Origin of the sequence: Spirosoma sp. 48-14, from assembly GCF_001898575.1 — a bacterium.
In the GTDB taxonomy this organism is placed as follows: Bacteria; Bacteroidota; Bacteroidia; order Cytophagales; family Spirosomataceae; genus Spirosoma.
In genome coordinates, this window is the sequence record NZ_MKUD01000019.1 from 110,954 (window position 1) to 121,696 (window position 10,743).

19 protein-coding genes are annotated in these 10,743 nt (G+C 47.8%); 16 read left to right on the forward strand and 3 right to left on the reverse strand.

The window, feature by feature from the left end; genetic code table 11:
* Positions 1–48 precede the first annotated feature (48 nt).
* The 3 genes from BGO59_RS12085 to BGO59_RS12095 are packed head-to-tail and all read right to left on the reverse strand — an operon-like array spanning position 49 to position 1,859.
* Positions 49–363, reverse strand: coding sequence for a hypothetical protein (locus BGO59_RS12085; protein ID WP_293683882.1), 315 nt, complete (start codon positions 361–363; stop codon positions 49–51).
* Between the two features lie 24 nt (positions 364–387).
* Positions 388–1,008 carry an SHOCT domain-containing protein gene (locus BGO59_RS12090; protein ID WP_293683883.1) on the reverse strand — a complete coding sequence of 207 codons (621 nt, stop codon included), beginning with the start codon at positions 1,006–1,008 and terminating at the stop codon, positions 388–390.
* Between the two features lie 32 nt (positions 1,009–1,040).
* Positions 1,041–1,859, reverse strand: coding sequence for a helix-turn-helix domain-containing protein (locus tag BGO59_RS12095; protein ID WP_293683884.1), 819 nt, complete (start codon positions 1,857–1,859; stop codon positions 1,041–1,043).
* Positions 1,860–1,969: 110 nt separating this feature from the next.
* Here BGO59_RS12095 and BGO59_RS12100 point away from each other — a divergent pair, with 110 nt between their 5' ends.
* From BGO59_RS12100 to BGO59_RS12175, 16 genes are all read left to right on the forward strand, one after another.
* Entirely contained in the window at positions 1,970–2,218 is a 249-nt protein-coding gene (locus BGO59_RS12100) for a hypothetical protein (RefSeq protein ID WP_293683885.1), read from the forward strand.
* A gap of 3 nt (positions 2,219–2,221) precedes the next feature.
* Positions 2,222–2,938 carry a Rha family transcriptional regulator gene (locus BGO59_RS12105; protein ID WP_293683886.1) on the forward strand — a complete coding sequence of 239 codons (717 nt, stop codon included), beginning with the start codon at positions 2,222–2,224 and terminating at the stop codon, positions 2,936–2,938.
* Between the two features lie 11 nt (positions 2,939–2,949).
* Positions 2,950–3,264 (forward strand): hypothetical protein, encoded by a 315-nt coding sequence (locus BGO59_RS12110; RefSeq protein ID WP_293683887.1) that lies wholly within the window; start codon positions 2,950–2,952, stop codon positions 3,262–3,264.
* A gap of 6 nt (positions 3,265–3,270) precedes the next feature.
* Positions 3,271–3,591 (forward strand): hypothetical protein, encoded by a 321-nt coding sequence (locus BGO59_RS12115; protein WP_293683888.1) that lies wholly within the window; start codon positions 3,271–3,273, stop codon positions 3,589–3,591.
* A 268-nt stretch (positions 3,592–3,859) separates the two neighbouring features.
* The gene (locus BGO59_RS12120) at positions 3,860–4,246 is read left to right on the forward strand and encodes a hypothetical protein (RefSeq protein WP_293683889.1); all 387 of its coding nucleotides are present in this window, start codon (positions 3,860–3,862) and stop codon (positions 4,244–4,246) included.
* Between the two features lie 10 nt (positions 4,247–4,256).
* Complete coding sequence (locus tag BGO59_RS12125; RefSeq protein ID WP_293683890.1) at positions 4,257–4,787, forward strand: hypothetical protein; 531 nt, start codon at positions 4,257–4,259, stop codon at positions 4,785–4,787.
* On the forward strand, positions 4,784–5,032 hold the full coding sequence (locus BGO59_RS12130; protein WP_293683891.1) for a hypothetical protein: 249 nt from the start codon (positions 4,784–4,786) through the stop codon (positions 5,030–5,032). Before BGO59_RS12125 ends, BGO59_RS12130 begins: the two co-directional genes overlap by 4 nt.
* A complete protein-coding gene (locus BGO59_RS12135) occupies positions 5,029–5,502 on the forward strand; it encodes a hypothetical protein (protein WP_293683892.1) in 474 nt (157 codons plus the stop codon). The genes BGO59_RS12130 and BGO59_RS12135 overlap by 4 nt, the downstream gene beginning before the upstream one ends.
* Positions 5,495–5,929 carry a hypothetical protein gene (locus BGO59_RS12140; protein WP_293683893.1) on the forward strand — a complete coding sequence of 145 codons (435 nt, stop codon included), beginning with the start codon at positions 5,495–5,497 and terminating at the stop codon, positions 5,927–5,929. Before BGO59_RS12135 ends, BGO59_RS12140 begins: the two co-directional genes overlap by 8 nt.
* A gap of 236 nt (positions 5,930–6,165) precedes the next feature.
* Positions 6,166–6,924, forward strand: a complete 759-nt coding sequence (locus BGO59_RS12145) for a DUF4373 domain-containing protein (RefSeq protein WP_293683894.1) — start codon at positions 6,166–6,168, stop codon at positions 6,922–6,924.
* Between the two features lie 2 nt (positions 6,925–6,926).
* Positions 6,927–7,085 carry a hypothetical protein gene (locus BGO59_RS12150; protein WP_293683895.1) on the forward strand — a complete coding sequence of 53 codons (159 nt, stop codon included), beginning with the start codon at positions 6,927–6,929 and terminating at the stop codon, positions 7,083–7,085.
* Complete coding sequence (locus BGO59_RS12155) at positions 7,082–8,428, forward strand: DnaB-like helicase C-terminal domain-containing protein (protein WP_293683896.1); 1,347 nt, start codon at positions 7,082–7,084, stop codon at positions 8,426–8,428. Before BGO59_RS12150 ends, BGO59_RS12155 begins: the two co-directional genes overlap by 4 nt.
* Positions 8,429–8,431: 3 nt before the next feature.
* Positions 8,432–8,908, forward strand: a complete 477-nt coding sequence (locus BGO59_RS12160) for a hypothetical protein (protein WP_293683897.1) — start codon at positions 8,432–8,434, stop codon at positions 8,906–8,908.
* Positions 8,909–8,949: 41 nt separating this feature from the next.
* Complete coding sequence (locus tag BGO59_RS12165) at positions 8,950–9,498, forward strand: DUF4494 family protein (protein WP_293683898.1); 549 nt, start codon at positions 8,950–8,952, stop codon at positions 9,496–9,498.
* Positions 9,499–9,779: 281 nt separating this feature from the next.
* Entirely contained in the window at positions 9,780–10,133 is a 354-nt protein-coding gene (locus tag BGO59_RS12170; RefSeq protein ID WP_293683899.1) for a hypothetical protein, read from the forward strand.
* A gap of 183 nt (positions 10,134–10,316) precedes the next feature.
* Positions 10,317–10,743, forward strand: a 427-nt coding sequence (locus BGO59_RS12175) for a hypothetical protein (protein WP_293683900.1), incomplete at its 3' end; no start/stop codon positions are given.

A 10,743-nucleotide genomic window follows, 5' to 3' on the forward strand; every position in this document is an offset into this window, starting at 1 on the left:
CTAACCCACACCTGACTGATGAATATAAAGCAGAGCTTGAGAGATATATCAAAAATTGTTCAGAGTCTCCATCTTCCATTGTCCCTTTGCCACAAGTTGTTCGACAATTGGCTTCAGTCGTTGAAAATCCGCTTTAGCCATACCGCCAGGCACTCCCCCCATTGAGAAGAAATAAGTTGACTCATGAACGAAGTCATAATACTTACGGATGGTGTAATCACTGGGATCATTGCGTTTTAATTGCCGAACAGCATGTTCAGAGCGCCGAACTTCTGCATTGCAATAATCTATTAAATCATGCCAGTCCAAGGCCTGAGCCTTTTGAAGAAACTTATCAATATCAAAGTATTTATCTCTGTCCACTTAGTAAGCATTTAGAATTAGTGATTACTGATTTAACAGTTTCTTTTTCTGAGCGTCATATTCCTCCTGTGAAATAGCCCCAGCGTCTAAAAGCTTTTTGAATTTCATCAACTCATCAGCGACGCTCGTTGCTGGCTGATTGGCTGAAGTTGTTGGTTTCCTAAATTGTGGAGGAGGTATAACTTCACCCGCTTCAATCGCGCTTTCAAGTTCAATGTAGTAGCGAACCGCCAGCCCTACTCCGACTAAGGCCACCATTGTGAACCCTGTCTTCTTACTGCCAATCATACCCAAATCTTTGACAATGAGCCGGGTATTAGCATAGCGAGTCGGTAAATAGGCTTTTACCAAATCGCCATTGGGCTTCATAACGGCCGTTAAGGCTGCCGGATTTTCATAGGCAAAGGCAAAGGATTTGTCTGGCATTGTCCCTTTACCCATCTGAAGCGTATCCCCTCGTTTGATCGTCCAACCAGGCGCTGCCGATGGCTGATACCCATAATCATAGTCGTACGCATTCAACCGCTTACTGCCATGCATATCCGCTTCCGTAACAGGAGTTGTACGCTTTTTTACGGGTACATAATCATCCTGAGCGAAACAAAAGACAGGCACTATAAACAGGAGAATGGATAGATATTTCATGGTGAGGAAAGATTATTACCTATAAGCTTCGCCTAAGAACTTCGTCGCCTTTTCTGTTGCAACGAAACGATATTATAAAGCTCATAAACTTCGGAAAGTCGGTAAAATGAGTCTGGATAAAGTTCTTTATTTGGATTCAGGGACTTACAGTATAGAATACCCTTTTTGACATCATGGTCAACAATGCGTTTTATAACAACTCCATCTTGATGGACAATTACAAAATCTGGATATTCGTGATAGTGAAGCTTATGTTCCCAGAAATGAGAAGGTAGTCGGCGCGCATCTACAATATCTCCCTCACAAATTGACTCCCTACTCCCATCGTCCATACTATCTCCCCGTACGGCGAACGCCTTGTATATGCCCTGATGAATCTGATCTACTGTTATTACGTGTTTAGGTAACTCCTGAATGTATTCGGGGTCTTTCCATCCAGCTAGATACCCAGCATACGCATGCTGTTCAACTAAAGGTATAAACATTCGATAACGACCGTCCTTTAGTTGCTGAAATTGCATGCCATTAGCCGTCATCAACGTAAACTCTTCTTCGCTGGTTTGGATAGGAATAGCTTCAAGGTATTCTTCAGAAGAATCCTCTTCACCCTCTTTAATTAAATTCAAGTCAAGTATACTCTCATTGCCTAACAAGGAGTAAACCGGAACATTTAACACTTGAGCTAAACTCATAAGTTTAGTCACGGTAATGTCACTCTTATCACTTTCGTAAAGAGAAAACATACTTTCCGATATGCCTAACTTCTCAGCTAACTCCTTCTGGGTAAGCTTTTTAGCCTTTCTTGTGCGCTTGATATTCTCGCCTAATGACATATAGCTAATCGCCACCATACTTGAGCAAGGTTAAATTTTGTTCAGTTTTATTTGGAAACTTGAGTTTAATTAAATTATATTTGTTATGCGATTTCAATGAAACTCAAGTGATAAACCTTGTCAAACGTATGACAAACAAAAGTAACAAACAAAATGGACTCGACAAACGGCAAAGAGGGCTGATTTCGCGGTTCAGATCAGCATATGAGCGGCTGAGTTACAATCAGCGACAAACGGCAAGGGGTCAGTTTTGCGGCATTCACGGGGTAACAGAAGGGACATTCAGAAATAAGATGAATGGATTTTCGGCTCTGTCGGAGACAGAAGTAGAATGGATGGAGTCGTATGACCCCTATGCTCAACCATTAGCTGCCTAAGTCATGAGCCCATCAGCGCAACCCCAAACCATGACCAGCCTGGAGATTGCTCAACTGACGAGTAAGACCCATAAGAATGTACTTCGGGACATTCGCAAAATGGTCAGTGAGTTTAAAAAATCAACGGGCTCAACTTTGAGCCGGTTAAAATGGTACTGCGAGGAGTCATCGTACTGTGATGACAAAGGCGAAAGTCGCCCTCTATTTCTGCTCGACAAAACAACCACGATTACGCTTCTTTCCGGTTACGATGTAGTTGCCCGTCATAAGATCGTCACGCGCTGGGAGGAACTCGAAACCGAGCGGGTTGCCGCAACGCACGAGGCTCAACAGCTACTGGTTTTTACGGATCGAACCAAGCAGATCACCAACTCGAAAGAGGTCAATAGCTTCAACTTCAACAACGGCGGTGTTGATAAGGTGATTGACTACAACCGGAAGAACTGCTTTTACCATACGGGCAAACTCCCTCATGAAATCACGGATTGGGCCAAAAAGAAGAAATGGCCTTCAAAACTACGCTCCTCTGCCAAAGAGGTAATTCGGGCAATTCGGCCAGCCGTGAGCAGTTCAATGGCTTTGACCGACGACTTCTGTAAAACCGGGAAGATGGACGTAGAACAGGCAGCTAGTTTCTGTAAATCACATGCCTTGCCCCTGTTTGAGAAGATGGCCGAATTCGGCCTAATTGGTACACCCACACCTAAACAACTCGGTTAATCATACTGACAATGAGCTACTTATTAACTATCAATGAGGAGGTAGTATCAAGCCTGCCTCTAACTGAGCTGATGGCCCTGGCGAATTTGATCGAGGTAGAATTGAGCGGTTACCATGACCTGCTAAAGACCCTAAAGGGAGTAAAGGCAAAAGCACATTATCAGGAGCTATTCGATACGTTGGCTGTAGCCAATGAGATTGTTCAGAATTACATCGACAAACGTCGTGAGTCGTACTTCACGATTCAGCTTCCTAGTGGCGAAAATGCTTTCGAGCACTACCCAGCCGAAGAGGGTGAAGAGTTTCCTTTCTCTGCAACCGCCTAACCTGCCATGACCACAGCCACACTCATTACAATGTCTGCTGATGATATGGCAGACCACATTGCAGCCGCTGTTCGTAAGGCGATGCTGCAACTCGAAAACCGGACTGCTCAATCGGTTTTATCGGTTCAGGATATTGCCAAAGACTCCGGTTTTTCGGCTGATACGGTTCGTAGCTGGATTCAGCACGGCCGCACGGCTCCCGGTGGGAAGACCGTCAAACTGAAAGTCATGGACGGCATCAGCGACACCTACCGCATTCGCTGGGAGGCTTACCGGGCGTTTCTGGCTGAGTTTCCCGACATCGTATGCCCAACGCCAAAACGATAACAACCTAACCGCTCCGGCGGCCCGGCCCTAACCCATAAGTGCATCGGTTATACCGCAATTCATAATTCTAATTCTTTGAAAAGTCCCTGATTCTGCAACATGGGTCAGGGCAACTTAGACGCCTGTCGGCAATTCATAATTCTAAAATAAAGTCCTCCAACCGGGAGGCATCGGCTGTCTGCAATTCATAATTCTAAAAACAAGACAGGCCGGACTCAAATGCGGTCCGGCCTGTCAGCAATCATAATTCTAAAATTAAGCTGTAAAGATGATGAAAAATCAGTTCACTCCGACCCTGCAAATGGTCGATCATTACCGCAACAATCAGCCGCTTACCCTGGCTGACCTGGACAACGATCAGGATGATTCGCCCCTGGATTCATTGATTCAAAAAATGGCAGGTCCATTTTGTAAGAAGATCGAATTCGTTGATGATAAGACCGTTGACGGCTGGCGTCGGCTGTATTATCAGGTAACAACGCCCGTCTATACAGGCCGAATCGACACCGACGAGAATGGTAAATATGCTGATTCGGATGACGCGAAAGAGATCGTCTGGGTGCCCGTCGCACCGGATATGGGCATCCGATTTATCGCTATGCAGGTAATGGTTCAGGTTCGCTCAATCGAAAACAACGTGTTTACCACTCTTTAACCTCCCGACAATGGAAACCTTTCAACAACGCAAAGACCTGATTACCTCTCGTGCCAAATCGGCTCAGGCCTGTTCGGGCGAATACAGCAAAGCCATTCGCTCGAATACGGATGGCGAATTACTGGCCGTCATTAAGGACAATTTCAATTGGTGTACGGCCTATAAAGTCATTGACCTGGATACGTTGAAACTATTTCCCGAAGCGGATCTGGTTGCGGCTGGAATATACATTTCAGGCTTCCATCGGGCCTATGGCAACGCGACGGTTCGGGCCGATGGCAACGCGACGGTTGAGGCCGATGGCAACGCGACGGTTCGGGCCGATGGCAACGCGACGGTTCGGGCCTATGGCAACGCGACGGTTCGGGCCGATGGCAACGCGAACTTATTTATCTACAACGGCAAAGAGGTAAAGCTGGAAGGCTTTTCAATAGCCCGTTACGCGCCGTATTGGGGCGCAAATTCAACACGGATTCAGGTTGCTATCAGGGCAAAGGAGTTGATTCAGGTCGATCTACCACAAACCCCTGTACAGCCATGAAAACACTGGGCTTTGTTTTGCTGTATGGCATGCTGACCGTCTGTACGTTCATGCTGCTGGTATTCGCTCCGTCGATTTACCGCTACCTGCGCGATGATATGCGACTGGAACGGCTGTTCTGGCTACGTCGCCGGGTTGCGCGTTGGTACAAGGGCAAACAGGATCAGATCCTTGGCTTTCTGGTCGTGCTGGTTGGGTTTGCGCTGGTTTGGTTAGGTCTCATTATTCTCACCCCTGCCCAATGAGCCAGATAGATCCAAAAGACTTGATTAAAGGCGGCTATTACATGGCTCAGCCCCTTACGAAAGGCAAAGATGCCCCTTATCATATTGTGGAGTTTTCGCGAATGTTAGAAGCTGGCGATCCTAAGCTAATCATATCAATACCGATTGATTCATCAATCATACCATTTACAGCCTTCTACGATAGACTTAAACCCATTCCCATTACACCAGAATGGCTCGAAAATCTGGGTTTTACGCCTTATGCGGACGGCACGCATGCACTGGTTGAAGTTGATGATGAGCCTTACATGATTGTCAAGGTAATGCCCATCAGCGAGAAAGAGCCGCCGTTGTATTCGCTTGAATTTCAGGACAAGGACGGTCGACTTTTCAGTGTTTACGCATCCTGCGTTCACGAGCTACAGATCAAGGTTTGGGTACTTGAACAGGTTTGGCTTTCAATCGACGAAAAGGAGGTGTCCCGTGTCTAAGCTCCGTCACAAACTCGCTCACCGCGAAGCGCACTCGTTCATCGAAATACTTTGGGACGAACTACCCGTCCAGTACATGCAGGATGTGGAACGCATTCAGTACGATCTGGAAGTATGGCTTATCTGCTTTGTGGTCTACCAGCAGGAAAACCAGCTATCGGGCTTTGCGCTACTGGCCTGCGTTCGCAAGTACGCTGAAATTTACTACCAGAATCACTACAGGCAGGTTCACCACACCCGCAACGTATGGGCCTTCTTTCGGTTCCGGCTTGAACTGGCGCCTCTGAAAACGATCGATGCCGATCAGCAGACGCTCGATCACTGCTATGCGTATCACGACATCACGGCGGGTCTTGCCTTTCGCATTGACTGGATAGGTCAGGACCGAATAGAAACCGTCGATCCCTCACGCGATACCCCATTCTAAGCCATGCACAAATCAACCTACACCCTAACTGAGTGGCTGCTGATCGTGTGTTGTCTGGCTGCGATTGGCTGCGCGATGCACTGGATACATAACCTTCACCTGCATCTGTTTGGCCATGTGTAACCGACGTTCTCAGCCTGTTTTCTGGCCCGTACTGCTCTTGTTTGCATTGGGCGCTGTAGCCGCTGCGATTGGCCCGTTCTGGCCGTTTTGATTACCCTTTACCCCCAAGTATCATGGCTCGTCCATCCCTTAACAACGCTGGATATTTTTATCACTCTGCCAATTTCCGTAACGACCGCCGGGTAAAAGCCATACGCGCCCGGTTCGGCATGGCTGGTTATGGACTTCTGCTGATGCTGATGGAAGCACTGACCGATGCGGATAACACAGAGCTGGCTACCGATGACATGGAGCTTGAATTACTGGCAGGTGATTTCGGAGTTTCTGTGACAGAAATCGACAGTCTGCTACAGATATGCGAGAAGATAGGGCTTTTCTGTCGCAATGAGGCCGGAAACCTGACCTCAATAGAGCTAAAAGAGAGCTTGAGGTCGGTATTTGAGAAGCGAAATCGAAGCCGTGAAGCCTTTGAAAAGCGCAAACAGGCCGTTTCTGTGACAGAAACTACTATTTCTGTCACAGAAACGGCACGAATAGAAGAGAATAGAATAGAAGAAAAAGAAAAGAAAAGAAAAAGCGCTGTTCGCGCTCCTGTCGATTTTGTTTTTCCTGCCTCATGGTCTAAAACCATGATCGATGCCTACCAGAACGAATGGTTAGAGTTTCGGCAAAAGAAGCGCGAAAAGCTACTCCCCGAAAGCATTCAGAAGCAGATTGATAAGCTCGCTGATTTGACCGAAAAGCAACTCATTGACTGCCTCAACAACAGCATCTGCAATGGGTATTCGGGTCTTTTCCCTGAAAAATTCACGCCTGTTAAACCCATTCAGCAAAGTCGACCGGTCGCTAAACACAACGTTGTCCCTGATTAGCCATGTATAAAAAACTGAAAACTACGCCCTCCCTGACGGCTCCGCCGACCGACCAGCAAAACGCACTCTATCAGGACATTTTACGGCAAACCGCCCCCCTGAAGCAGCAACTCGATAAACGGATTAAACTGATTGACGCCCTTTTAAAACGCTACGCATGAGCCTGATTCTTGAACAATCCATCCTCAATAGCTGCCTGACTGTCATTGGCGCAACCGAAGAGGTGATGGCCGTTCTAAAAAAACCGGATGTGTTTTCGTCGCCCGATTACCAAAAGATTTATGCGGCAATCTGCGAACTAAGCCACAAGGCCATTGAAACCGACGCCATTGCGGTTAATAACCTGCTACTGGAGAAACATGGTAACCGGATCGGATTCGATAAAACGGGCATTGATTGGCTTGATGTACTGTTGGAAATTACGGCCAGTAGCGATTCGTCCACGGGTTCGCTGACGCACTACTGTTTTCTACTGATTCAGGAAGCTATGCGAACCTCGCTGCAACGAACCCTGGCCGCATCACTAACCGAACTCAGCCGACCTGGTGCGGACGTGCTGGAAGTGATCGATCATGCCAGCAAGCGATTTGAACAGCATCACGCCCGGTTACTGGAACTCAAGGCTGAACCATTTTCCAAAGCCCTTGGCCGGGTAGCCGCTGAAGCCGAAGAAGCGGGTAAACGGGGGGATGCCATCACGGGTATTCGCACAGGATTGAATCAGTTGGATGAATTCTTAAAAGGCTTGCACCCCGCTACGCTAACGATTCTGGCTGGACGGCCCGGTATTGGCAAAACGGCTCAACTCTGCCAGATGGGGTATAATATCGCCTACAAACAGCAAATCCCGACCGGTATTTTCTCGCTGGAAATGTCATCGGACCAACTGGCCCGGCGGTTTCTGGCGCTGGATACTCACTACAAAAACGCACAGGTCCTGTCGGGTATGGCAGGTTTTCAGCCTCTGGACATGGGTAAGGTGTACGACGCAGTCAGTCGGATTGGTGAAGCTCCTTTGTACGTTCGGGATGATGTCTACGACCTGGACGGACTGCGGGTAGAAATCAAGCGCATGGTACGCAAGTTCGGTGTTCAGGCCGTATTTATCGATTACCTGCAACTTGTCGAAGCGCAGGCCCCTAATCGGCGCGAAATGACAGGTAAAGTCAGTAGAGGCTTGAAACTGCTGTCCAAAGACCTGAAAATTCCCGTCGTCGCGCTTGCCCAATTAAGCCGCGAAGTTGATAAACGGGAGGATAAGCGCCCGATCAAATCCGACCTGAAGGAATCGGGTGATCTGGAGCAGGATGCCGACAACATAATCTTCCAGTACCGCGATTCCTACTACGCATCGGCCGATGAACCCGTCGACGAAGACGAACTGGAAAACATCGTTGCTAAAAACCGAAACGGTACAACCCACAAACAGGGCGAATCAATCAAATTCTGGCTCGATCTACCTACCAACCGCGTCGCCGATTCCCGTCCACATTCATTTCTATAACCTATGAACGACCAACTCTCAACCCTGCCCCCGCCTGCCGACCGATCTGCCCGGTATCTGATCGGCATCGACCCTGATAAAGACGCGAACGGCGTAGCGGTCTGGGACCGTCGGGAACGTAAACTGATGCGGCTCGAACTGATGCGAACGCCCGATCTGATCGACTACTGCCGACTCTACCGCCAAATGGCCTTTGTGCATCTGGAAGCGGGTCACAACATCAACTTCATCTGGGGACTGGACCCCAAATGGAGTCAGCAAAAAACGGCCAGCGTCGGACGTGACAAAGGTGTCAATCACGGTGTCGGTTACACGATCATTCAGTTTTTCGAATACTACCAGATCGGTTTTGTTCAAATCGAACCCCGGCGCAAAAAGGATGAGGTCAAGTTTACGGCCGACCTGCTCAAGCAGATTACCGGCTGGGAAACAAAGAATAAGGAACTGATTGCTGCGGCAAAACTGGTCGTCGGATTATAAGCTTTTTCACGTTCAACACTAATTCTAAAATCAATCTAACTATGTGGTTTCTCGCAAAAATCAAGTACAAAGTTCAGGATGATCTGGGCAAATGGAAATCGTTCACTGAGCAGTTTCTACTCGAAAACATCCTATATGGTGGTGCCGAAAAGGATCTGGCTAAAATTCTGGAAGGTAGGATTACGGATTTCGAATACGACCTAGCTAAAGTCAAGTTTGGCCAGGTTTACGAACCCTTCAACAAGGGTAATTTCTACAAGGTTACAATCGAAGAAAAGACCTACAGCGCCGAAACTGACAAGGAGAAAATAGAGATTTTGACGCATTACGTGATTGCTGAAAGTGTTCACGAAGCGGAGGAACGCGCTGATAAGTACATCAGTACATGGGTAACCGATTGCACGATCATCGGCGCGGTCAAATCCAAAATCCTGGGCGTCTGGCATCCCTATAACTCCGAATGGCAGGATGACTTCAAACAGCGCATGCTCCTGCTGGCTGAAGCGGGAAACGAATCGTCAGACGCTAACCAAACTACGATATTCAATCCTGACGGATCAGTTAAGAAGTCCGAACTCGTCAGCGCCTAGTCCTTTACAGTAAATAGAAGAAGTGTAGTACGGATATGGTTGGACTCGGTTGGGTCCAGTCATTCTTAACTCGCTCTAAACTATGAACCTCTACCGACTCGCTAACGGAAATCGGGAGGAGTTAAAACGACTCCTGATTTAGTTTTATTCGGTCTCCCAGCTACAAATCTGGCTTATGACGCTGACAGATTCGGCTAAAATACCAGACATGAGCGACACAGAACGAACTGAGCGCACCGAAGCAATCCGCGAAATACTTGGCATTCCCCCTCCCGTTATCCATGACAACCAAAGAGAAAGTAGTCCGCGAAGCCCTGCTAAAGGCCGAAGCCGAGCGAAATCAAATTAAGGAACTGCTGAACGTCAATCCTTACAGCCAGATCATTGACCTTGAGGTGACGGCCATCGAGCAATCAAAGGCTGAATTTAAAAAGGGTAATCACGCTAAAGCCCTTAAAATCGTTCAGGATGCTCAAAAGCAAAAGAACGTGCTACTCGCCATTGCCAGAAAACAGCAGAACTCTCCTAAGCTCATTGAGCGAATGGTTGCATTGGATTCGGAAATCAGCGATTTGTATATGGAATTATATCACATTGAACGGGAAACGGAACGAAGAAATAAAGCAACCGCATGACCTACCACCATCAACGCGGTCCCCCTGCCCGCCCCCGATTCACGAATCAGCCGAACCCATGAGCCTACGGGCGAAACCTTAAACCACGAAATCGTTCAGGGTCTGTTGATATATACGCCCCAGTTTGCGGGTTCGGCTTGTTCACCTGATTGCAACAACACTAATTCTAAAATCAAAAACGAGATGCACGACCCAAAAACAGTTGCCTTTGAAATTAAAAACCTATTCCTACGGCGTAAGGGCGGGTACTATGAACCACTGATTACCATCTGGCATTGTGACCCGGAAAACTTTCGCTTCAAGGATGGTACCCAGAAACAGGGAGGAGGCCGAGACGATAGTTGCGGCTGGCATTCGCCCATGTATAATCTTGATCAACTGGGGGCCATGAAAGTGCTGGCCAAAAACCAGTATAGGGATATTTTTGCCCGTCAGGTAGCCGAAAAAGAAGGCAAGGATTACGCTTACGTTTGCAACCAGCCCGATTCAACCTACGAAGTCATTTACTGGGTCTGGCGAGCCATCAAGGCACATGGCAAAAAAGGTTGGATGTACGGTCGAACGACGAACTTCCTTTCATCTGGCGAACTGGAGCAGATTATGATTCTGG

What these genes read in the sequence shown, in the direction of transcription:
- BGO59_RS12090 (WP_293683883.1), bottom strand. Translation starts at nt 1,008, where the DNA reads ATGAAATATCTATCCATTCTCCTGTTTATAGTGCCTGTCTTTTGTTTC.
- BGO59_RS12095 (WP_293683884.1), bottom strand. Translation starts at nt 1,859, where the DNA reads ATGGTGGCGATTAGCTATATGTCATTAGGCGAGAATATCAAGCGCACA.
- BGO59_RS12100 (WP_293683885.1), top strand. Translation starts at nt 1,970, where the DNA reads ATGACAAACAAAAGTAACAAACAAAATGGACTCGACAAACGGCAAAGA.
- BGO59_RS12105 (WP_293683886.1), top strand. Translation starts at nt 2,222, where the DNA reads ATGAGCCCATCAGCGCAACCCCAAACCATGACCAGCCTGGAGATTGCT.
- BGO59_RS12110 (WP_293683887.1), top strand. Translation starts at nt 2,950, where the DNA reads ATGAGCTACTTATTAACTATCAATGAGGAGGTAGTATCAAGCCTGCCT.
- BGO59_RS12115 (WP_293683888.1), top strand. Translation starts at nt 3,271, where the DNA reads ATGACCACAGCCACACTCATTACAATGTCTGCTGATGATATGGCAGAC.
- BGO59_RS12120 (WP_293683889.1), top strand. Translation starts at nt 3,860, where the DNA reads ATGATGAAAAATCAGTTCACTCCGACCCTGCAAATGGTCGATCATTAC.
- BGO59_RS12125 (WP_293683890.1), top strand. Translation starts at nt 4,257, where the DNA reads ATGGAAACCTTTCAACAACGCAAAGACCTGATTACCTCTCGTGCCAAA.
- BGO59_RS12130 (WP_293683891.1), top strand. Translation starts at nt 4,784, where the DNA reads ATGAAAACACTGGGCTTTGTTTTGCTGTATGGCATGCTGACCGTCTGT.
- BGO59_RS12135 (WP_293683892.1), top strand. Translation starts at nt 5,029, where the DNA reads ATGAGCCAGATAGATCCAAAAGACTTGATTAAAGGCGGCTATTACATG.
- BGO59_RS12145 (WP_293683894.1), top strand. Translation starts at nt 6,166, where the DNA reads ATGGCTCGTCCATCCCTTAACAACGCTGGATATTTTTATCACTCTGCC.
- BGO59_RS12150 (WP_293683895.1), top strand. Translation starts at nt 6,927, where the DNA reads ATGTATAAAAAACTGAAAACTACGCCCTCCCTGACGGCTCCGCCGACC.
- BGO59_RS12155 (WP_293683896.1), top strand. Translation starts at nt 7,082, where the DNA reads ATGAGCCTGATTCTTGAACAATCCATCCTCAATAGCTGCCTGACTGTC.
- BGO59_RS12160 (WP_293683897.1), top strand. Translation starts at nt 8,432, where the DNA reads ATGAACGACCAACTCTCAACCCTGCCCCCGCCTGCCGACCGATCTGCC.
- BGO59_RS12165 (WP_293683898.1), top strand. Translation starts at nt 8,950, where the DNA reads ATGTGGTTTCTCGCAAAAATCAAGTACAAAGTTCAGGATGATCTGGGC.
- BGO59_RS12170 (WP_293683899.1), top strand. Translation starts at nt 9,780, where the DNA reads ATGACAACCAAAGAGAAAGTAGTCCGCGAAGCCCTGCTAAAGGCCGAA.